19 protein-coding genes, 1 tRNA gene and 2 pseudogenes are annotated in these 20,530 nt (G+C 71.1%); 13 read left to right on the top strand and 9 right to left on the bottom strand.

What is annotated here, in order from left to right; genetic code table 11:
- Positions 1-96 precede the first annotated feature (96 nt).
- A complete protein-coding gene (locus tag OG254_RS26735) occupies positions 97-795 on the bottom strand; it encodes a nitroreductase (RefSeq protein ID WP_405586382.1) in 699 nt (232 codons plus the stop codon).
- A 190-nt stretch (positions 796-985) separates the two neighbouring features.
- Between OG254_RS26735 and OG254_RS26730 the strand changes: the two genes are divergently transcribed.
- A complete protein-coding gene (locus OG254_RS26730; protein ID WP_405586379.1) occupies positions 986-1,636 on the top strand; it encodes an FMN-dependent NADH-azoreductase in 651 nt (216 codons plus the stop codon).
- Positions 1,637-1,770: 134 nt separating this feature from the next.
- Here OG254_RS26730 and OG254_RS26725 read toward each other — a convergent pair whose 3' ends face one another.
- Complete coding sequence (locus OG254_RS26725) at positions 1,771-2,286, bottom strand: MarR family winged helix-turn-helix transcriptional regulator (protein WP_405586376.1); 516 nt, start codon at positions 2,284-2,286, stop codon at positions 1,771-1,773.
- A gap of 217 nt (positions 2,287-2,503) precedes the next feature.
- Here OG254_RS26725 and OG254_RS26720 point away from each other — a divergent pair, with 217 nt between their 5' ends.
- The 11 genes from OG254_RS26720 (at position 2,504) to OG254_RS26670 (ending at position 16,120) form a co-directional block, all read left to right on the top strand.
- The gene (locus OG254_RS26720) at positions 2,504-3,844 is read left to right on the top strand and encodes an FG-GAP repeat domain-containing protein (protein ID WP_405586374.1); all 1,341 of its coding nucleotides are present in this window, start codon (positions 2,504-2,506) and stop codon (positions 3,842-3,844) included.
- Positions 3,845-3,943: 99 nt separating this feature from the next.
- Positions 3,944-5,407: an FG-GAP repeat domain-containing protein gene (locus tag OG254_RS26715; RefSeq protein WP_405586371.1), complete on the top strand. Its 1,464-nt coding sequence runs from the start codon at positions 3,944-3,946 to the stop codon at positions 5,405-5,407.
- Between the two features lie 138 nt (positions 5,408-5,545).
- Positions 5,546-6,205 (top strand): DUF5701 family protein, encoded by a 660-nt coding sequence (locus tag OG254_RS26710; RefSeq protein ID WP_405586368.1) that lies wholly within the window; start codon positions 5,546-5,548, stop codon positions 6,203-6,205.
- Between the two features lie 257 nt (positions 6,206-6,462).
- Complete coding sequence (locus OG254_RS26705; protein ID WP_351190636.1) at positions 6,463-7,938, top strand: FG-GAP and VCBS repeat-containing protein; 1,476 nt, start codon at positions 6,463-6,465, stop codon at positions 7,936-7,938.
- A gap of 132 nt (positions 7,939-8,070) precedes the next feature.
- Positions 8,071-9,477, top strand: coding sequence for an FG-GAP repeat protein (locus tag OG254_RS26700; RefSeq protein ID WP_405586365.1), 1,407 nt, complete (start codon positions 8,071-8,073; stop codon positions 9,475-9,477).
- 41 nt (positions 9,478-9,518) lie between these two features.
- Positions 9,519-10,937, top strand: coding sequence for a hypothetical protein (locus OG254_RS26695; RefSeq protein ID WP_405586362.1), 1,419 nt, complete (start codon positions 9,519-9,521; stop codon positions 10,935-10,937).
- A gap of 60 nt (positions 10,938-10,997) precedes the next feature.
- Entirely contained in the window at positions 10,998-12,428 is a 1,431-nt protein-coding gene (locus tag OG254_RS26690; RefSeq protein WP_405586360.1) for an FG-GAP and VCBS repeat-containing protein, read from the top strand.
- Positions 12,429-12,473: 45 nt separating this feature from the next.
- On the top strand, positions 12,474-13,925 hold the full coding sequence (locus OG254_RS26685) for an FG-GAP and VCBS repeat-containing protein (RefSeq protein WP_405586357.1): 1,452 nt from the start codon (positions 12,474-12,476) through the stop codon (positions 13,923-13,925).
- 100 nt (positions 13,926-14,025) lie between these two features.
- Complete coding sequence (locus OG254_RS26680; RefSeq protein WP_405586354.1) at positions 14,026-15,036, top strand: Yip1 family protein; 1,011 nt, start codon at positions 14,026-14,028, stop codon at positions 15,034-15,036.
- Between the two features lie 110 nt (positions 15,037-15,146).
- The gene (locus OG254_RS26675; protein WP_405586351.1) at positions 15,147-15,782 is read left to right on the top strand and encodes an MSMEG_1061 family FMN-dependent PPOX-type flavoprotein; all 636 of its coding nucleotides are present in this window, start codon (positions 15,147-15,149) and stop codon (positions 15,780-15,782) included.
- A gap of 20 nt (positions 15,783-15,802) precedes the next feature.
- A complete protein-coding gene (locus OG254_RS26670) occupies positions 15,803-16,120 on the top strand; it encodes an immunity 53 family protein (protein ID WP_405586348.1) in 318 nt (105 codons plus the stop codon).
- 47 nt (positions 16,121-16,167) lie between these two features.
- On the opposite strand, the gene OG254_RS26665 is transcribed toward OG254_RS26670, so the two are convergent.
- From OG254_RS26665 to dcd, 3 genes are all read right to left on the bottom strand, one after another.
- On the bottom strand, positions 16,168-16,497 hold the full coding sequence (locus OG254_RS26665; RefSeq protein ID WP_405586345.1) for a hypothetical protein: 330 nt from the start codon (positions 16,495-16,497) through the stop codon (positions 16,168-16,170).
- Between the two features lie 92 nt (positions 16,498-16,589).
- The gene (locus OG254_RS26660; protein WP_405586342.1) at positions 16,590-17,090 is read right to left on the bottom strand and encodes a phosphoribosyltransferase; all 501 of its coding nucleotides are present in this window, start codon (positions 17,088-17,090) and stop codon (positions 16,590-16,592) included.
- 23 nt (positions 17,091-17,113) lie between these two features.
- Complete coding sequence (dcd, locus tag OG254_RS26655; RefSeq protein ID WP_147994749.1) at positions 17,114-17,689, bottom strand: dCTP deaminase; 576 nt, start codon at positions 17,687-17,689, stop codon at positions 17,114-17,116.
- A gap of 568 nt (positions 17,690-18,257) precedes the next feature.
- On the opposite strand from dcd, the gene OG254_RS26650 reads away from it, so the two are divergent.
- Positions 18,258-18,331: transfer RNA gene (locus OG254_RS26650), tRNA-Gly, on the top strand.
- Between the two features lie 90 nt (positions 18,332-18,421).
- On the opposite strand, the gene OG254_RS26645 is transcribed toward OG254_RS26650, so the two are convergent.
- From OG254_RS26645 to OG254_RS26630, 4 genes and pseudogenes are all read right to left on the bottom strand, one after another.
- The gene (locus OG254_RS26645; RefSeq protein ID WP_405586339.1) at positions 18,422-19,588 is read right to left on the bottom strand and encodes a tyrosine-type recombinase/integrase; all 1,167 of its coding nucleotides are present in this window, start codon (positions 19,586-19,588) and stop codon (positions 18,422-18,424) included.
- Entirely contained in the window at positions 19,588-19,800 is a 213-nt protein-coding gene (locus tag OG254_RS26640) for an excisionase family DNA-binding protein (protein ID WP_405586338.1), read from the bottom strand. The genes OG254_RS26645 and OG254_RS26640 overlap by 1 nt, the downstream gene beginning before the upstream one ends.
- Positions 19,797-20,282: pseudogene (locus OG254_RS26635) on the bottom strand (replication initiator); the annotation flags it as partial. The pseudogene OG254_RS26635 and the gene OG254_RS26640, both read right to left, overlap by 4 nt.
- A pseudogene (locus OG254_RS26630) lies at positions 20,270-20,527 on the bottom strand (DUF2637 domain-containing protein); the annotation flags it as partial. The pseudogenes OG254_RS26630 and OG254_RS26635, both read right to left, overlap by 13 nt.
- Positions 20,528-20,530 lie beyond the last annotated feature (3 nt).

Raw genomic sequence — 20,530 nt, 5'->3', positions numbered from 1 at the left:
GGGTCACCGCCCCGACGATGACCGCGAAACCCCGCCGACCAGCGGAGATCCATCCATCGCGCCTCCGATCAACACCTGACCTCCATGCAGTCGTCGTCAGGAATTCATCGGCCCGGCCGACGCCCCGCAACCGTCGACGAACGTCACCGTCTCCTCCAGCGGCGCCCGCCCGGTGCGGGCGGCACCCGCGACGTCGGCATCCTCGAACCCGATCGACATGCCGCAGAAGAGGATCAGCCCGTCCGGCGGTGACAGCACCTGCGCGACGGACCTGCGGTACTTCGCCCACGCCATCTGCGCGCAGCTGTGCAGCCCCTCGGCGCGCAGCAGCAGCATGACGGTCTGCAGATACATGCCGACGTCGGACCACTGGGCGGGCCCCATGTCGCGGTCGATGTAGCAGAACAGCGCGGCGGGCGCGCCGAAGCAGTCCCAGTTCGCGGAGGCGGCCCGCCGGCGCGCCTCCAGGTCCTCGCGCGGGATGCCCAGCGCGCCGTAGCGCTGCTCACCGAAGGCGGACCGGCGCTCGCGGTACGGGGACTTCAGGTCGGGCGGGTACTGCTCGTACTCGGGCTCGTCCCAGGCGTCGCCGGAGGCCAGGCGCTCGCCGGCACACTTCTTCAGCTCGGCCAGCGGCCTGCCGGTCACCACGTAGGCACGCCACGGCTGGAGGTTCGAGGCGGACGGCGCCCAGGCCGCGGCGGCGACGACACGCTCCAGCACCTCCTTCGGAACGTGCCGGTCGGTGAAGCCGCGTACCGCCCGTCGGCTCGTGACCGCTTCGTAGACGTCCAAGGTCGACTGCCTCCCGTTCGCACAGCGCGCTCGCGCTCGGTTTGCTCAGCTCGGTTTGCTCAGCGCGCTCCTCTTCGTTGCGACTGCGACGGTATCATTCGAGACGATCGCGAGTTAAAGTATGGGCGAGAACAAGACATCAGCCCCTGGTTCGGTTCGGCCCCGGGGCTCGGCCCCTTGGAGAAAGCCCATGGCCACGCTGCTGCACATCGACTCGTCCGTGCTCCCGGGCGAGGCGTCCTCGTCCCGTTCGGTCGCGGCCGCCTTCCGCGAGGCCTGGGAGGAGCAGCACCCGGAGGGCACGGTGGTGTACCGCGACCTCGCCGCCGACCCCGTCCCGCACATCACCGCCGCCGCCTGGACCGCCGGTTACGTCGCCCCGTCCGAGCGCACGCCGGAGCAGTCCGCGGCGTTCGCCGGGCGCGAGCGGCTCATGGCGGAGCTGGAGCAGGCCGACGCCGTCCTGATCGGCGCCCCGATGCACAACTTCTCGATCCCGTCGACCCTCAAGGCCTGGCTGGACAACGTCCTCCTGCTCGGCCGCACCGCCGGCCCGAACCCCTCGGCCAAGGGCACCCCGGTCATCGTCGTCGCCAGCCGCGGCGGCTCGTACGCGCCGGGCACGCCGCGCGAGGGCTTCGAGTTCGTGCGGAATTATCTGGAGGCCGTGCTCCGGGACACCCTCGGCCTGGACCTCGACTTCATCGTCCCGGAGCTCACGATGGCTCCGCGCAACCCGGCGATGTCCGAGCTGGTCCCGCTCTACGAGGCCTCCCGCAAGCGGGCGTTCGAGGACGCCGCCGTCAAGGCCAAGGAACTGGCGGAGCGCCTCGCGGCGTGACCGTCCGACGGCTCGCGAGCGGGAAGCCGGGTGACGGCTCGCCTGCCGCCGAGCGGAACGCCGTGTGACGCCAGCCCCCTCCGGACGTCACACGGCTTCCCGCTCGGCGGCCGTCGCCCGAGGTCAGTCGGCGCTCAGCCGGAGCCCTCATCCCCTCCCGGATGCGCGAACCGCGTCAGCAGATCCGTCAGTTGCTCCGTCTCGCCGGCTCCCAGCTCGGCGACCAGGCGCTCGGCCGACGGCTTCGCCGCCACATGCGCCGCGTCGAACAGCTGGACGCCCTGCGGCGTGATCTCCACCGCCTTCACCCGCCGGTCCCCCGGCACGGCCTTGCGTACGGCCAACCCCTTGCGTTCCAGGTCGTCCACGACCCGCATGACGCCCGCCTTGTCCGTCCCCGTCGCCGCCGCGAGGTCGCGCTGCACCGTGGGTCCGCTGTTGACCAGCACGATCAGCACCGAGAAGTGCCGCAGCTCGATGCCGAGCGGCCGCAGCGCCTCCGTCATCACCGTCTGCGCCCGCCAGTGCGCCCGGCGCAGCAGCAGGCCCAGCGCGAAGGGCGATCCGTCACCGGGGCGGTCGGTCGCTCGCGGGGCGGTGGTTCCGGGAGGCGGAGAGGCGGTGGTTCCGGAGGGATCATCGGCGGTCATGCGGCCAGATTAGCGCCGTTCGGCCATTCGATACGGTATCGATTGAAACCAAATGGGATGGTTCCTGCGCGGCTGATCCCGGCCGATGTCCCCGGCGCCGCCGCACAGTCCGTGCACAGCCCTGTCACCCCCTCTCGAACACGTGCATCATTGCTCAGTTGTTGCCTTTGGTTGCCCTTGGTTGCCCTTGGTTGCCCTGATGCTGACGAGGTGAGCGGTGCGCGCGCGAAGAAGCGGGAGTGGGAGAGGGAGCGGGAAGAGTACGGCGGCCACGACCGGCGTCCTCGGAATCCTCGGCGTCCTCACCCTCGCGGTCACGGCCTGCGGCCCGAACCGGCACGACGACGCGGAGCCGGCCCGCCCCACCCCCCTCCAGGTGGCCGACGCCCCCGCCATGCTCCCCGTACCCCAGGGCAAGGGCAGCAAGACGGCCGACGACTTCAACGGCGACGGCCACCGCGACCTCGTCCTCAACGACCTGGTCAAGGCGCAGGCCCACGCGGACGACGCGGGCATCGGCGTCGTCTACGGCAGCGAACGCGGACTCACTCCGGGCGCACGACAGTTGCTCAGCCCCGAGCGGCAGGCTGCCCCCACCAAGGGCCGGCGCCCGGCCGTCTTCGACGCGGAGGCGACCTGCGACCTGGACAGCGACGGCTTCACGGACCTGGTCGTGTCCACCGACCCGCCCTACGACGGCCAGGGACAGCCCCCGGTGCCGCTCCAGCTCCTCTTCGGCTCCCCGCAGGGCCTCACCGGCAACGCCGTCAAGCTCGCGATCCCGGACGGCGCCCGCGTCGGCAACGACTGGCCCGACCAGCCGGTGTGCGGCGACTTCGACGGCGACGACGCGCAGGACCTGGTCGTGCACGCCTCCGGCGGCCAACTGAGCTTCCTGCACGGCCCGTTCAGCCGCAAGGGCACCCCGCGCAAGGCGGGCGCCCCCATCCAGTCGCCCGGCAACGTCCCCACGGGCCCGGCGGCCGACGTCAACGGCGACGGATACGACGACCTGGTGGTCCGTACGGCGGAGGGCAAGGGCACTTCGGCGGTCGTCCTCGGCGGCCCGGCCGGTCCGACCCGCACCGGAGCCGCCCTCCCCGCCGGCATCGACGTGGCTCTGGGCACGTTCGGCAAGGGCAGGGCGGCCCTGGACGCGGCGATCGGCACGATGGGCGGAACGTCCCTGCGCTACGACCTCACCGCGGCGGCCGGCCGCGGAACTCTCCAGTCCCCCGGCTCCACGCTCGACGCGGCCGACTTCGACGGCGACGGCCTGAGCGAACTCCTCTCCAGCGGCTCGCAGTTGCGGATCTTCCACGGCCGTACGGCGGGACTCGCGACGGCGGGGATGGTGACCGTACAGCCGCCCGCACAGGGCACCACCCGTGTCGTGTCGACCGGCGACTTCGACGGGGACGGCCGGGCGGACCTGGTGGTGCGCACGTACGTCGGCGAGACGAAGGACACGGTGGCGGTGTACCCGGGGACGAAGAAGGGGCTGGTGGCGGCGGAGCCGTCGGTGACGTTCTCCAGCTCGGAGTTTTTGGTCAAGTAGCAGCCCCACGGCGGCTGTTGCCGAACACACGTACAACCCTGCCGGGGCCCCAGCGGTCTCCTGATCACCGGATGATCAGCTCCCCGCAGGAGAGACCTCATGCCCCAGCAGCACCCCCGCCCGGCACGACTCGCACTCGCGACGGCCACCGCCGCCGCCCTGACCGGCGGTCTGCTCACCTTCGCGGCCCCACCGGCGACCGCCGCAGCCGAAGACCGCCCGTACGAGGCGGACTTCAATGGTGACGGCTACGGCGACGTCGCCCTGGCCGCCCCGTACGTGAAGCTCGGCGACAAGGGCTTCGCCGGATACGTGGCCGTGCTGTACGGCGGCGCGAACGGCATCGACCCGGCCCGGCGCACCGTCGTGAACCAGGACACCGCGGGCGTCCCCGGCACCGTGGAGAGCGAGGACACCTTCGGCTCCGCGCTCGCCGTGGCCGACCTCAACGCCGACGGCTACACCGACCTCGCGGTGGGCGCGGCCGGCGAGGACGGCGGCGAGGGCTCGGTCACGATCCTGTGGGGCTCGGCGAACGGCCTCGCCAAAGGCACTGAGGTCGCCGACCCCGCGCCCGCCGCGCACGGCGAGTGGGGCAAGCTCCTGACCGCCGGCGACTTCGACGGCGACGGCAAGGCGGACCTGGCGGTCGGCACCGGCGCGTCACACGCTTATGTCATCAAGGGCGGCTTCAAGGCCGACGGGACGACGGGTCCGGCCCGGCGCATCGACGTCCCCGAGCAGGCGTACGCCATCGACGCCATGGACGCGGGCGACACCAACGCCGATGGCAGGGCCGACCTGGTCCTGACCTACCGCACCGACCGGACGACGGACCCGTCGGGCAGCTGGTCCAAGGGCGTGGCATACCTGGGCTCGGCCTCGGGTCCCGACACCGCCACCCCGCGCATCCTCAACGGCGGCACCTCGATCGCCCTGGGCGACATCGACGGCGACGGCTACGACGAGATCGCCCTCGGCAACGTCTTCAAGACGGAGGACGACCACAGCGGCAGCCTCGGCGGCAAGGTGGTCGTCATCCGCGGCTCGGAGGGCGGCCCCGTCAACGGCGACGCCCCCATGGCCGAACTCACCCAGGACTCCACGGGAGTTCCGGGCGCCGACGAGGCGAACGACGGCTTCGGCAGCGCCGTCTCCATCGCCGACACCAACGGTGACGGGCACGGCGAGCTCGCGATCGGTGTCGTCTTCGAGGACCTCGGCACGACCGAGGACGCGGGCGCGACGATCGTCATGAACGGCTCGTCCTCCGGGGTGTCCCGCACCGGCGCACGTACCTTCACCCAGAACACCGCGGGCGTCCCGGGCACGGGCGAGGCCACGGACTACTTCGGCTCCGACGCCGTGCTCTCGGACGTCAACGCCGACGGCCACGCCGACTTCACGGTGACGGCCGGCTTCGAGGACGAAGGCGTCGGGGCGATCACGGCTCTGCCGGGTTCGGCGACGGGCATCACGACCACGGGCGCACGCACCTTCGGTCCGGGGAGCCTGGGACAGCCGCGGACGTACGGCGGCTTCGGGGCGGGGCTGATCGGCTGACGGACCGCCCGATGCCGCGCACACGGTGGGCTGGACCAGGCCGCGTCCAAGCGGTCGGGAACGTTCCGCGCGCACACCTCGTTGGCCCCCATCGTTGGCCCCCAGGCCACCCGCCCTCACCTGAATCCGAGGAGTCCCTTGACCGACACGGCCTCGAACGCCGCCCTGTCCCCTCTTCCCCCGCTCGCCGCCCAGGCGGACCGCCTGATCGCGCTCGGGGTGCACGACCTCGCGGGGATACCCGCCGATGAGATGCGCGCCTTCGCCGAGAAGGCGGCCGGGGGCGGTGACGGCGGCGCCCTGCTCGCCGTCCACCCGGACCGCGTCCCCGCCTCCGCCCTCACCCCGCTGCTCCGCCGTGACGACAAGCCCGGCTTCGTCGTCGTCGACATGCCCGACGTCGATGACTTCGCCCCCGAATCCGTCGAACTTCCCGACGCGCCCCTCTATCTCGTCACCGGCCTCGACCGCGGCGACCACATGGCCAACTGGAGCCCGGAGGAGGCGCTGCCCGCGCTCACCAAGGAGGGCCGGACGCCGCTCGTGCTCAGCGAAGGCATCCACTGGGTGCTCCAGCAGCCGGCGGCCCTGGAGCGCAACCGCTGCTTCATGACGATCGGCTCCCGGCTGCGCAAGGCCAACGGCACCCTGGACGCCCGTACCCCGGCGATCTGGATCAGCAACGGCACGGGGCGTGACGGCCGCGAGCGGCGTAACGCGCCGAAGGTCGGCTGGTGCTGGTGGGGCAACCGGCACACCTGGCTGGGCTTCGGCTCCACGACCGGCCGCGGAAGCTAGCGCCGACCGGCTCCCCGGCAGGCGGTGGCGGCTTCGGTGTGGAGGACGTAAACGCCGAAGTCGCCACCAATGTCAGATAGCCACCGCCGCCTCAAAGAATTACCGAACTCACGTACAACCCTTCCGCCCCATCGCAGGTCTCCTGATCGCCGACCGCATGGTGAACCCGAGGACAACGCCCGGAGAACACCCACGGTCGCACCCCACCAACTGCGGATGCCCCGCCAGGCATCCCCGCATGCAGCAGGAGAACCCGCATGCAAAAGCACCACCTGCGACTCGCCCTCGCGACGGCCACCGCGGCCGCGCTGACCGGCGGTCTGCTCACCTTCGCCGCCTCGACGGCGACCGCCGCCGACTCCACGCACGTCCCGCGCGCCGACTTCAACGGCGACGGCATCGGCGACGTGGCCTTCTCCGCCGACGGCGCCTACGTGAGCGGCAAGAAGGAGGCCGGTCAGCTCGTCGTCCTGTACGGCACCGCCACCGGCGTCTCGTCCGCCAAGCGCCACACCATCAGCCAGAACACCACCGGCGCCCCCGGCACCGCCGAGGCCGGCGACCGCTTCGGCTACGACACCGCCTTCGCCGACTTCAACGACGACGGCTACGACGACATCGCCGTGGGCGCCCAGGGCGAGGACGTCGGCAGCGACGTCGACGGCGGTGGCCTGGCCATCCTGTGGGGCTCGGCCTCCGGCATCACCGGCGAGGGCGTCACGATCGCCGACCCGGCCCCGACCGCGCACGACCGCTGGGGCAAGAACCTCGCCGCCGGCGACTTCGACGGCGACGGCAAGGCCGACCTGGCCGTCGGCAGCAACAACGCCACCCTCTACGTCTTCAAGGGCGGCTTCGCCGCCTCCGGCATCCCGGGCGGCCGCTACACCATCAAGCCCCCGATCATGGGCACGGACGCGGGCGGCCCGCTGAACCTGAGCGCCGGTGACGTCAACGGCGACAACCGCACCGACCTGGTCGTCGACGGCTACGAGTACCAGACCGACTACGGCTGGAACGAGAACTCCTACATCCCCGGCGCCTCCAGCGGCCTCGCCGTGGGCAACATCCGGACCCTCAAGCCCGGCGTGATCACCGCGATCGGCGACATCAACGGCGACGGCTTCGGCGACATCGTCAGCGGCGCCCAGTGGAACGCCACCACCGAGGACGGCACCACCGTCCCGAACTCCGCCAAGGGCGGCAAGGTCTGGGTGACGTACGGCACGGTGGACGGCCCGGGCTCGGCCACCGGCATCACCCAGGACACCGGAAACGTCCCCGGTGCCTCCGAGACCAACGACTGGTTCGGCTACGAGCTCGACCTCGGCGACATCAACGGCGACGGTTTCCTCGACCTCGCCATCGGCGTCGCCGGCGAGAACATCGGCAGCGCCGCGAACACCGGCGCCGTCACCGTCCTGTACGGCGGTGCGAGCGGTCTGAACACCGCCTCGGGCGCGCAGTCCTTCGCGCAGTCCACCGCGGGCGTCCCCGGCAACGACGAGGACGACGACATGTTCGGCATCGACCTGAAGCTCGACGACGTCACGGGCGACGGCAAGGCCGACCTGATCGCCGGCTCCGCCGAGAACGCCGCCAACGGCGGGGTCACGTACCTGCCGTCCAACGGCTCGAAGATCACCGCCACCGGCTCCCGTTCGATCGCGCCGAGCACGTCCGGCGTCTCGACCACGGGCACGCCGTGGTTCGGCGCCAACTTCGCCGACTGAGCGACCGTAGCCACCGTACGACCGACCGGCCGGGCCCTTCCTTTCACGGGCCCGGCCTCCTGACACACGGAGCACCCCGGGCTCGCCCCCACCGGGCATCGGACGCGCCCCCTCCTCCCAGGAGCACCCACCTTGCGCAAGCGCCCCCTCCTCCTCGCCGCCACCCTCACCACCGGCCTGCTCACCGCGCTCCCGGCGACGAGCGCCTCGGCGGCCCCCTCCGGCCTGGCCGGTGACTTCAACGGCGACGGCTACCGCGATGTCGCCGTGAGCGCCCTGTGCACGGACGTCGGCTCCGCGTCCTGCGCCGGCGCCGTCGTCGTGCTGTACGGCTCGTCGTCCGGTGTGTCCGCGACCCGCAAGGCCGTGATCACGCAGAACTCCCCGGGCGTGCCCGGCACCGCCGAGACGGGCGACGTCTTCGGGTCCTCCCTCGCCGCCGCCGACCTCGACCGCGACGGCTACTCCGACCTCGTCGTCGGCTCCTCCGGCGAGAGCATCGGCGACCGCGACGGCATCGGCTCCGGCACCGTCCTGTGGGGCTCCAACTCCGGCCTGTCCGGGGGCAAGGGCCTGCCGCAGCCGTCCACGCTCTCCGAGTGGGGTGGCTTCTCGCACGGCGCCGCGACCGGTGACTTCGACGGCGACGGCGACATGGACGTCACGCTCACCGGACAGAGCCACACCCGCCTGTACCTGGGCCCGTTCACCCGCACCGGCGGCCCGCTCAGCCACTACGGCGTCGGCGAACTCGGCTCCACCTACGACGTGCTCGCGGGCGACCTGACCGGCGACGGCGCGGCCGAGCGCGTGTACCCGTTCGGCGTGGACGGCGACTCCGGCGGCGACATCCGCTACTACCGCTGGACCGGCGGGGGCTACAAGTTCACCGCGCTGCCGAACGCGGACGGCCTCGGCGGTTCCATCGCCGACATCAACGGCGACGGCTACGGCGACCTCGTCCTCGGCGACTCCTCGGACCCGAACGCCGACAAGCCCGGCGGCCACAAGGGCGGCCAGATCACCGTCTGGTACGGCGGCCCGAACGGCCCCGATCCCGCACAGCAGCCGACGGTCGTCCACCAGGACAGCACGAACGTGCCCGGCTCCGGGGAGAGCGACGACGCCTTCGGCACGTATGTGAGCACCGGCGACATCAACGGCGACGGGTTCGCCGACGTCGCCGTCGCCGCCCCCGGCGAGGACATCGGCGCGGCGACGGAGGCGGGCTCGGTGACCGTGCTGTTCGGCTCGGCCTCCGGTCTGAAGACCTCGGGCTCGAAGTCGTACACGCAGAACACCGCGGGCGTGCCCGGCACCGCCGAGTCCTGGGACCGCTTCGGCTCCGCGGTCGACCTGACGGACATCACCAAGGACGGCAAGGCCGATCTCACCATCGGCGTCGACGGCGAGAACGGCGCGGGCGGCGTCTGGACCCTGCGCGGCTCGTCCGCCGGCCTGACCACGTCCGGCGCCCAGGGCCTGACCGCGGCCGCCCTCAAGGTCGGCAACAACTTCGGCTCGGTGATCGCCCAGTGACGTACCACTTCCTGAGCAAGCGAATGTTCCTGGGGAAGCGCATGTCCGCCGCCCTCCTCGCGGCGGCCCTGACCCCCCTCGCGCTCACCCTCTCCGCCCCGGCCGCCCACGCCGCCACGCCCGCCAAGCCGTACGACTTCAACGGCGACGGACGTATCGACCTCGCGATCGGCGCGCCCGGCGCCACGGTGTCCGGCAAGGCGAAGGCAGGTGCCGTGTCGGTGGTGTACGGCGGCTCCAGTGGGCTGAACACCGCCACGCGCACCCTCCTCACCCAGAACACGGCCGGCGTCCCCGGCGCCGCCGAGGCCGACGACGCCTTCGGGACCGCGGTCGCCTCCGCCGACCTCAACACCGACGGGTACGCGGACCTGCTGATCGGCGCGCCCGGCGAGGACGTCAACGGGGACACCAACGACGGCTCGGCCGTCGTCATCTGGGGCGCCAAGTCCGGTCTGTCCGGGGCGCGTTCGGTGCCGAACCCGTTCAGCACCGACGTGGACCGCTACGGCCAGTCGCTGGCGGCGGGCGACGTCGAGGCCGACGGCGACCTGGACATCGTGGTCGGCTCCAACGGGCCGATCACGCTCTGCTTCGTCAACGGCCCCTTCACCAGGACCAGTTCCTTCCAGGGCGGTTCCGGCTCCGGCTTCCCCGACCCGTATGCGCAGACGTACGGCATCACGTCCCTGGCCGTCGGACCGGTCACGGCCGCATGGGACACCAACCTGGTCGTGCACGGACGCAAGGCGGGCACGGGCGAGGCGATCACCCACCTGGTGACCGAACCGCGCATCGGCAACTACACCGACTGGATGCAGGAGTTGCCCGCCGGCTACGTCTCCGCGATCGGCGACATCGACAAGGACGGCTACGCGGACATCGCGATCGGCAACGAGCGCGAGCCGTCCGCCGACCCGGCCGGCGCCAAGGGCGGCAAGGTCACGGTCGTCTACGGCGGCTCGGCGGGCCTGGACTCCTCCCGTACGCCCCTGGTCCTCACCCAGGACACGGCCGGCGTCCCCGGCGCGTCCGAGTCCGGCGACCGCTTCGGCACCGGGGTCTCCCTCGGTGACGTCAACGGCGACGGCTACGCCGACCTGGCCGTCGGCGCGCCCGGCGAGAACTCCGGGGCCGGCTCGGTGACCGTGCTGTACGGCTCGGCGGCCGGCCTGCGGACGACCGGCGTCCAGTCCTTCACGCAGAACACCGCGGGCGTGCCCGGCGCCTCCGAGCCGAACGACCGCTTCGGCACCCGCGTCCTGCTCACCGACCACTCCGGCGACCGCCGCGCCGAACTCACCGTGTCCGCGACCGGCGAGAACGGCGACGGCGCGGTGTGGTCCCTGCGGGGTGCGCCGAGCGGCGTGACGACGGGCGGGGCGACGAGCTTCGGTCCGGGAACGACGGGCGTCTCCACGGCGGGCACCCCCGGCTACGGCACGGCCCTCAACTCCTGACCTCCTGACCTCCTGAGCCTCTGAACTCCTGAACTCCTTTATTCCGAAAGGGACTTCACCTTGCGCAAGCGCACTCTCCTGCTCGCGGCGACGCTCACCACGGGCCTGCTGACCGCCCTCCCGGCCACCAGCGCCTCCGCCGCGCCCTCCGGGCTGGCCGGCGACATCAACGGCGACGGCTACCGCGACGCCGTGATCACCGCGCCCCTCGCCAAGGTCGCCGGCAAGAGCAACGCCGGCTATGTCGCCGTCGTCTACGGCAGCGCGAGCGGCCTCAACACCGGCAACCGGCAGGTCATCAGCCAGGACACCGCCGGGATCCCGGGCGTCCCGGAGAGCGGCGACTACTTCGGCGACCGTGCCACCACCGGCGACCTGGACGGCGACGGCTACACCGACATCGTCGTCGGCGTGCACGCCGAGCAGATCGGCTCGACCGACGACACCGGGGTCCTGACGGTGCTGTGGGGCGGGGCGACCGGGATCAAGTCCGGCACCGACATCTCCACGCTCCCCGAGTACCGCAGCGAGCTGGGCTGGTCCGTGGCCACCGGCGACTTCGACGGCGACGGCGACACCGACCTCGCGGCGGCGAACATCGCCTCCCCGGGACTGAACGTCTTCGAGGGCCCCATCCCCCGCACCGGCAGGGCAGAGGAACTCGGCGGCATCGACACCTCCGCGGAGACCGGCATCAGCACCGACCAGATCGTCGCGGGCGACGTCACCGGCGACGGCAAGTCGGACCTGCTGGTGATGGGCCAGGAGGAGATCAGCGGCGGCAACCGCACCCGCAGCGTTCTCTACAAGGGCTCGGCGCTCGGCCTCACGCCCGGCAGCAAGGTCGCGGGCGGCTACGCGGCGGTCATCGCGGACGTGAACAAGGACGGCTACGGCGACATCGTCACCGGCAACTTCATGGAGAAGTCGACGGACGAGCCGAACGGCGGCTCCGGCGGCGCGGTGACCGTGACGTACGGCGCCGCGAGCGGCCTGAGCACCCGCACCCCGGTCCGGTTCACCCAGGACAGCGCGGGCGTGCCGGGCGCGTCCGAGCGCAACGACGCCTTCGGCTGGAGCCTGGACGCCGGTGACACCAACGGCGACGGCTACACCGACATCGCGGTCGGCGTCGCCAACGAGGACCTGGGCGGGAAGACGGACGCCGGTTCGGTCGTGATCCTGCGCGGCTCCGCCTCCGGCCTGACCGGCACCGGTTCCAAGGCCTTCTCCCAGGACACCAGCGGCGTGCCGGGCACCGCCGAGTCGTACGACTACTTCGGCCACTCCGTGCTGCTCACCGACGTCAGCAAGGACGGCCGCGCGGAGCTGGTCTCCGGCGCCCGCGGCGAGAACGACGGCGCGAGCTCCGTCTGGACCCTGCGCGGCAGCTCCTCCGGCATCACCGCCACCGGCGCGAAGTCCTTCAGCAGCACGACGGTGGGCGGCCCGTCGGGCCTCACGTACTTCGGCGACGTCCTGGCGGGCTGACCCGCCCGCTCTCCGACCATCCACCCCACTCCAGGAGAACCCGCCATGCTCCGGCCCCACCGGAACCGCACCCGCCTCCACTCCCTGGCCCTCGCCACGGCCACCGTCGCCGCCACCCTGACGGCCGCCCCGCTGCTCAGCGCCGCCCCGGCCGCCGCGGCCCCCGCCAAGTACGCCGACGACTTCAACGGCGACGGCTACCGCGACCTCGCCACCGCCGCCCCGTACACCCCGGTCGGCGGCAAGACCGACGCGGGCGCGGTCGTCGTCAACTACGGCTCCGCGAACGGCATCAGCGCCGCCCGCCGCACCGTCATCACCCAGAACACGGCCGGCATCCCCGGCACCGCCGAGCAGGACGACGAGTTCGGCCGGTCCCTCACCTCCGGCGACCTGAACCGGGACGGGTACGCCGACCTCGTCGTCGCCGCCACGGGCGAGAACGCCGAAGCCGGCGCCGTCGTGATCGTCTGGGGTGCCAAGAGCGGCCTGTCCGGCGGCCAGGTCGTCCCCGACGCCGCTCCCGCGGACCACAACGAGTACGGCATGTCCCTGACCGTCGGCGACTTCAGCGGGGACGGCAAGGCCGACCTCGCCGTCGGCAGCACCGGCAGCGACATCTGGATCCACAAGGGCGGCTTCCTCAAGGCTTCCGGCGCCGCCTCCCGCTACAAGCTCGCCACCGAGCTGTACAGCACGGGCAACAGCATCTACGGCGCCCAGAGCCTGGCCGCGGGCGACCTGAACGGCGACGGCGCCGCCGACCTGGTCGTCAGCGGCAGCCAGGCGGAGACGTACGACAACGGCACCTTCGTCTACCTCGGCTCCGCCTCGGGCCTCACCCGCCAGGCGTTCATCAAGAACGGCGCCTACGAGCTCGCCGCGGTCGGCGACCTCAACGGCGACGGCTACGCGGACGTGGTCACGTCGACGTACGGAGACGAGGGCCGGACCAGCCTCGGCGGCTCCGTAAGCGCCTACCTCGGCGGCGCGTCCGGCGTCCGCACCCAGCCCCAGACCACGATCACCCAGGACACCCCCGGCGTCCCCGGCTCGGACGAGGAGAGCGACTTCTTCGGCAATGCCCTCTCGATCGCCGACGTCAACGGTGACGGCAGGGCGGAGGTGGCCGTCGGCGCGCTCCACGAGACCATCGGCGCCGCCAAGATCGCCGGCAGCGTCACGGTGCTGCGCGGCTCGGCCGCCGGCCTGACCGCGACCGGCGCCCAGTCCTTCACCCAGAACACCGCAGGCGTCCCCGGCACCGCCGAGTCCGCCGACCGCTTCGGCGCGTCGGTACGCCTGTCCGACCTCACCGGCGACGGCAAGGCCGACCTGTCCGTCGGCGCGGACGGCGAGAACCACCCGGCGGGCGCGATCTACAGCCTGCGCGGCGCGGCGTCGGGCGTGACCACCAGCAAGGCGATCAGCTTCGGCCCGGGCTCGCTGGGCCTGCCGTCCGGCTATCTGCGGCTGGGCCAGGTCATGCTGCGCTGACTCACCGGCCCGCTCCCCACGGCCGTACGGGTCAAGGCCCCGCCCGTACGGCCGAACCCTGACGGACCACGGAGAACGGGACCGCGGCGCCCCCTAAGGGATGTCACAGGTCGGCCGCAAAGCCGGGCCCGAATGCCGGGGCCCGGCACGCGATTCTCCGGGACCAGGTACGTTCGAAGACGTGGCTGGATTCAGGATCGGACGGGGCAGCCGGAACAACGGCACCCCGCAGACGCGCCCCCAACAACCTCCGTACGGGCAGCAGGCGCCCCAGGGACCGGCGTACGGCTATCCCCCGCCGCCCCAGCAGCCGTACGGCGGCTCGGGCGGCGGCGCAGGCGGCTGGCCGCAGGCCAACGGGGGCGGCGGCCAAGGCGGTTACGGGGGCCACGGGGGTCACGGCGAGCCGGAGTACTTCGGCGACGGCGGCTACCCGCACGGCCAGGGCGGCGCCCCGGACCCGTACGCGGCGAACCAACCGGGCCACACCCAGGCGTTCGCGGTCGGCGAGGACCCCTACAACCAGGGCGGGACCTACCGGGCGGGCTCGGCCCCGGCGGCCCCGGTCGGCCCCCGCCTGCACTGGAAGCCCCTGCTGCGAGGGATCGTCCTCTCCCCCGGCCAGACCTTCCTGCAGATGCGGGACTACACGATGTGGGGCCCGGCCCTGATCGTGACGTTCCTCTACGGCCTCCTGGCCGTCTTCGGCTTCGACACCGCCCGTGAGGACGCGATCAACGCGACCCTCTCCAACGCGGTCCCGATCGTCCTCGTGACGGCCGTCGCGATGGTCCTGTCGTCCTTCGTCCTGGGCGTGGTCACCAACACCATGGCCCGCCAGCTCGGCGGCGACGGCGCCTGGCAGCCCACCGTCGGCCTCTCGATGCTGATCATGTCCCTCACGGACGCCCCCCGCCTGATCTTCGCCACGTTCGCGGGCGGCGACGCGACCTTCGTCCAGATGCTCGGCTGGGCGACGTGGGTGGCGGGCGGCGCCCTGCTCACCCTGATGGTCTCCAAGTCCCACGACCTGCCGTGGCCGAAGGCCCTGGGCGCGAGCGCGATCCAGCTGATCGCACTGCTGTCGATCGTGAAGCTGGGCACGTTCTAGAGACACCGGGCACCCACGCTCTGAGCCCACAGCAACGCAAGGGCCCCGGCACACAGCCGGGGCCCTTTCTCACTGTCTGGGCTTCGACCCACAGGGCTAGGATCGCCAGAGTGGATGACACCCGGATACCCCGAGCTCTGACCAGTGAGGCGCAACTCCGAGAGTTGTACGCGGACCCCGGAGAGCGGGCGGTACGCAAAGAACTCGACCACATCGACGAGATGTCGCGCCGCCTCATCGCGGTCTCGCCCGTGGTGTTCGTCGCCACCAGTGATGCCCATGGCCGCTGTGACGTGGCCCCTCGGGGCGGCACCCCCGGTTTCGTCACGGTCCTCGACGAGCGTCACGTAGTGATTCCGGACGCGACGGGGAACAACCGGCTGGACAGCTGTCGCAACATCCTGGCCAACGGCCACGCCGGGCTCAATTTCGTCATCCCTGGCCGGGACACGACGCTTCGTGTCAACGGCGCGGCCTGGATCACGGCCGATGAAGATCTGCTGGCGCGGCTGACCCCGGTCGGCAAGCCGCCGAAAACTGCGCTGGTCGTGCGGGCCGACGAGGTATACGTCCACTGCGCCAAGGCGTTCGTCCGGTCGAAGATCTGGCGCCCCGAGGCCTGGCCGCTCAAGGAAGAGCAGCCGACGCCGGCCGAGGTCGCTCTCGCTCATCAGCGCGACCCCGACTTGACGCTCGCCGAGGTCGAGCAGGATCAGCGTGACTCCCTCCTGCACCGACTGGCCTGAGGGACCGAGCCCTGGTTGCCATGTCGGACATAGGCGGGGAACTCAGCTGGCTCCAACACTGGTACGAAGCCCAGTGTGACGGTGACTGGGAGCACGAGTGGGGCGTTCGGATCGCGACGCTCGACAACCCTGGCTGGACAGTCGACATCGACCTCGAAGAGACGTCCCTGGCCGGCCGGCCCTACGCCCGCACCGACTTCCGGCGCAGCGACTGCGACTGGGTGATGGCGAAGGTGTCCGACGACGTCTTCCAGGCGTCCTGCGGCCCGCTCAACCTCGGGGAAGTACTGCGCCTGTTCCGAGACTGGGCCACCGCGGATGGCCCGGAGCTCCAGTAGCCGGTTGTGCGCCTACGTCAAGCCCGGCGGGGGTGCACTCGGCCGGATCAGTGGGAGGGCGTAAAGCCGGCGGACTGGTCGAGGTGGAACGCCGAGCCCGGAGCCGTCGGAGTCCACCCCTCCCGCAGGGCAAGCCGCACTGCTGCCGCAACGCCGGACGGCAGCACGGGCTCAGCCTCGCGACCGATCCAGTTGCTCGGATGCGGCTGGTCGGTGGCGACCACGAGCGTCATCCCCGGGGTGTCCGCATGCTCGACCGCGAATGTGCACGGTGCCCAGGCCAGGCCCTGGAAGTAGGTCGGTCGGCCTCGCAGCCGCCAGCGGTAGACCGTGCCGTCGACGTCGATCCGTCGTGATCCCTTGCGGACCAGTGCCATGGCTTCCCCTTCGGCAGCGAGGTGGATGCCGGCGAGCCCGGCCCGCCATCCGTATCGGTCTCGCCTGATTCAGCGAAGCCCTGAGGCGCAGATCAGAGCGCTTCCCTGTTCTCCTTGGCCGCTGCGCCCGACTTCCCCACTGGAGGCAAAACACTCCAAGGGAAGTTGATCCACTCATCCGTCCGCTTCCACACGTACTCGCACTTCACGAGGGAGTGGGACTTCTCATAGATCACGGCGGAGCGGACTTCGGCGACATGGTCGAGGCAGAAGTCATGGACGAGCTTCAGCGTCTTGCCCGTGTCGGCAACGTCGTCGGCGATCAGCACCTTCTTGTCGGTGAAGTCGATCGCGTTGGGGACGGGGGCGAGCATGACGGGCATCTCCAACGTGGTCCCCACGCCCGTATAGAACTCCACATTCACCAGGTGAAGGTTCTTGCAGTCGAGCGCGTAGGCGAGCCCGCCGGCGACGAAGACTCCGCCCCGGGCGATGCTGAGCACGATGTCCGGCTCGTACCCGTCGTCGGCGATGGTCTGAGCGAGCTCACGGACGGCGACGCCGAACCGCTCGTAGGTCAGATTCTCCCGCACGGGCGTCTCACGTATCCCTTCGCTCACACCTGGGTCCGATGGAAGTTCTGGAAGGACCGGGAGGCGGTGGGCCCGCGCTGCCCCTGGTACCGGGAGCCGTAGCGCTCGCTGCCGTACGGGAACTCGGCGGGCGAGCTGAGCCGGAACATGCACAGCTGGCCGATCTTCATGCCGGGCCAGAGCTTGATGGGGAGCGTGGCGAGGTTGGACAGCTCAAGAGTGACGTGCCCGCTGAACCCAGGGTCGATGAACCCGGCGGTGGAGTGGGTGACGAGCCCGAGCCGCCCGAGGGAGGACTTCCCCTCAAGCCGGGAGGCAAGATCGTCGGGAAGCGAGATGACCTCGTAAGTAGAGGCGAGAACGAACTCCCCGGGATGCAGGATGAACGGCTCATCGCCCTCGGGCTCGACGAGCCGCGTGAGGTCCGCCTGCTCGACGGAGGGGTCGATGTGCGGGTACCGGTGGTTCTCGAACACCCGGAAGTACCGGTCCAGCCGTACGTCGATGCTGGACGGCTGCACCATGGTCTGGTCGTAGGGATCGATCCGTACCCGCCCGGCATCGATCTCGGCCCGGATGTCCTTGTCTGAGAGAAGCACGCCCCGAGGATACGCAAGGCGCGCGGAACGACCACAATCGCGCCGTCCGCGCGCCAGGACTGATACTGCTGTTCCTACTGGTGCGGGTGCTGCTCCACTCCCGCTTCCCGCTCCGCTAATGCTTCTCCAACTGCACCGGCACCACACTGCGGAGCCGGGCACAGCGGGGACACCGGACGAGCCGGCCGGGGCCGAGGCGCTCGGCCTGCTGCATCGGGAACGAAGCGGTGCTGAACACGTGCCCATCGGCACAACGGACGACGGTGCGCTCCATCAAGTCCTAGAGTCCCTTCCCCAAGAGCCGCGTCCGGCTGCTGCCTGCCGGACGACGAGAGGCCACATTACGGGATCAAAGGGACGGCCCTCCAGGCGGCACTCCGACCCCTCGCGGACCCTCTCCCACCCCTCCACGGTACGCCCCAACTCCGGCCCCTCGCACCAGGATCCACCCCCTGAAACGCACTCAGGCCCCACGGCGTCAGCGCCGGGGGCCGGTGATGGGGTACAGTGACCAGGCGATCGGACACCGCCCGGATGATCTCGAATCTTCCCGAAGCGAGCGTCTTACGCGGGTGTAGTTTAATGGTAGAACATCAGCTTCCCAAGCTGAGAGCGCGAGTTCGATTCTCGTCACCCGCTCCATGCGAAACCCCCAGGTCATTGACCCGGGGGTTCTTTGTTGTCTAGACCGGTGGGCAGGGTGCGCACCACAACCGCACCATAAGAGCCGGGCTAGCTGCCAGTGGGCTTCTCCTTGTGGTGCGCTCGGTCGTCCTTGTGGTGCTTCGCACGTTCAGCGCGGACCAGGTCGTCGAGCCCCGCCGCGATGTCGCGCTGCCGCTCCTCGTCGGAGTGCTGATAGATCAGCGCGGCCTTCTCAGAGGACTGACCCGCCCGAACCATCGTGTCCTTGAGCGTGGCGCCCGAACGGGTCGAGAGCGTGTGCCCGGTGTGACGAAGGTCGTAGAACCGGAAGCCGTCCGGGAGGCCGACGGCCGCACGGGCCCGACGCCACTTCCGGCCGAAGGAGGTGCGCCGGAAGGGAGCTCCCTTCTCGCCGACGAAGACCAGGCCGTCGACCCCCTTCTCTGCGAACCAAGCGAGGTGCTGCTTCACCTCCTTGTGGAGGAAGGCCGGGAGGACGACGGCCCGGACGCCCGCGTCGGACTTGGTCTCACCGGGGGCGCGCTTGCCGTTCGTCCGCTCCGGCTCGGCGACGCGGACGCGGATCACCAGGTTGTCGGGGTCGACGTCCCGGCGGCGAAGGCCGGCCAGCTCCTCGGGCCGCATCGGGCCGTAGGCGCCGAGATAGACCATGAGGCGCCAGCGGATACCGATCGCGTTGGCGAGGGCGTCGACCTGGGTGACGGTGGCGATACGGCGTTCGGCGGCTGACTCTTTACCCGCGCCCTTGATTCGGCACGGGTTGCGGGTGATCAGGTCGTCGTCGACGGCCGTCTCAAGGATGCCCTTGAGGAGGCGGTACGACTTGGCGACGGCCGTCTTCGCTTTGCTGGTGCGGAGCCGCTCCGCCCGCCACTCACGCACGCGCGGAGCCGTGATCTCGTCCAGGTCGAGCGGGCCGAAGGTCGGGAGGATGTACAGCCGGAGGAGGTGCTTGTACAGGTCCTCGGTGCGAACGGCCAGTTCCCGTTCCTCGACCCACTTCTCCGCGTAGACACGGAAGTTGACCTCTCCGGCGTCGGGCGCACGCCAGTCCCCTCGGGTGAGGTCTGCCTCTACCTGGGACAGCCAGACTTCCGCATCCTTCTTGGTCTCGAAGGTCTCGTCCGCGCGGATGCGCTCGTTGTCGGGCCCGAGGTACGACGCGGTCCAGCGACCGGACCGGTACTGGCGCACCGCGCCGAAGCGGCGACGTCTCCCCTTCTTGTTGGCCATCAGGCAACCCTCCGAAGTCCGGTGCGACGGAGCCTGATCGGCTCGACTGTGCGGGATTCGATGAACTCCTCGACCGCGCTCTCGGGGATGCGGACATGCCGGCCGACCTTCACGTAGCGGATGCGCCGCTCCTCAACCAGTCGTCGGGGAAAGCGGGCGGTCGTGCCGAGCAGCTCGGCGACCTGGTCCACGGACAGGTAGCGGTCGGTCATGCGGTGGGTTCTCCTTCCGTTCCGGGAGCGGGTTCGAGTGATGCGGCAAGCCAGGCTTCGGCGCGGGAGAGGCCGGTTCCGGCGAAGGCCCAGTGCGAGAGGACGAGGGTGGTTTCCGGTGCCTCGGTCTCGACGGCGGCAGCGGCTTGTGCGCGGCGCCATTCGGCGCGGGCATCGCGAAGGGCGCCCAAAGTGGTCGAGTAGCGGCGGGACTTGGTGGAGAAGTGGCCGCGGAAGCCGAGCATGTGCGCCCAGGCCCGAAGGCGGAGCTCGGCGAGCTCGGGGCGGGCGCCAAGCGTCCAGGCGGCGCGGATCATGCGTCGGGCGTGGTCGGTGATGCGTGCTTGGGCCAGCTCGGCCAGGAACTTGAGCGGCCGGTCGAGGGTGCCCGTCGCCGTCTCGGCGCCCTTGGTGGCGTACTTGGCGATGTAGGCCGCTACGGCTCGTTCAGTGAGCTCCTGGCCGTCGTTGAAGTCGGCGGATGGGCACCCAGTGACGCGGTCAGCGCGACAACGAACCAGCACCATCCAGCGGCTTTCGCCATGCCGGAGCGCAGCCGTCGCCACGCCGCGACGAGGAGCAGGTCAACGCTGACCGGGTAGGCCCACGCCTTCCACCCGTCCTGCCCAGCCGCCGCAGCGAGGTCGTGCAGGTGGGCGAAGGACAGCGCGGCAGCGATGCCCGCTTGGACCAGCACGGGGTCAAGCCGGATCCGATGGGTGCGCATTCG

Source organism: Streptomyces sp. NBC_01092 (genome assembly GCF_045039535.1).
Lineage (GTDB): Bacteria > Actinomycetota > Actinomycetes > Streptomycetales > Streptomycetaceae > Streptomyces.
Note: the sequence above shows the minus strand (reverse complement) of the source record. Positions and strands in the feature narration are given on the sequence as shown.

Coding starts and splice junctions, on each gene's coding strand:
- OG254_RS26695 (WP_405586362.1), top strand. CDS start 9,519: ATGTCCGCCGCCCTCCTCGCGGCGGCCCTGACCCCCCTCGCGCTCACC.
- OG254_RS26705 (WP_351190636.1), top strand. CDS start 6,463: ATGCAAAAGCACCACCTGCGACTCGCCCTCGCGACGGCCACCGCGGCC.
- OG254_RS26670 (WP_405586348.1), top strand. CDS start 15,803: ATGTCGGACATAGGCGGGGAACTCAGCTGGCTCCAACACTGGTACGAA.
- OG254_RS26680 (WP_405586354.1), top strand. CDS start 14,026: ATGTCACAGGTCGGCCGCAAAGCCGGGCCCGAATGCCGGGGCCCGGCA.
- OG254_RS26665 (WP_405586345.1), bottom strand. CDS start 16,497: ATGGCACTGGTCCGCAAGGGATCACGACGGATCGACGTCGACGGCACG.
- OG254_RS26640 (WP_405586338.1), bottom strand. CDS start 19,800: ATGACCGACCGCTACCTGTCCGTGGACCAGGTCGCCGAGCTGCTCGGC.
- OG254_RS26645 (WP_405586339.1), bottom strand. CDS start 19,588: ATGGCCAACAAGAAGGGGAGACGTCGCCGCTTCGGCGCGGTGCGCCAG.
- OG254_RS26685 (WP_405586357.1), top strand. CDS start 12,474: ATGCTCCGGCCCCACCGGAACCGCACCCGCCTCCACTCCCTGGCCCTC.
- OG254_RS26715 (WP_405586371.1), top strand. CDS start 3,944: ATGCCCCAGCAGCACCCCCGCCCGGCACGACTCGCACTCGCGACGGCC.
- OG254_RS26730 (WP_405586379.1), top strand. CDS start 986: ATGGCCACGCTGCTGCACATCGACTCGTCCGTGCTCCCGGGCGAGGCG.
- OG254_RS26725 (WP_405586376.1), bottom strand. CDS start 2,286: ATGACCGCCGATGATCCCTCCGGAACCACCGCCTCTCCGCCTCCCGGA.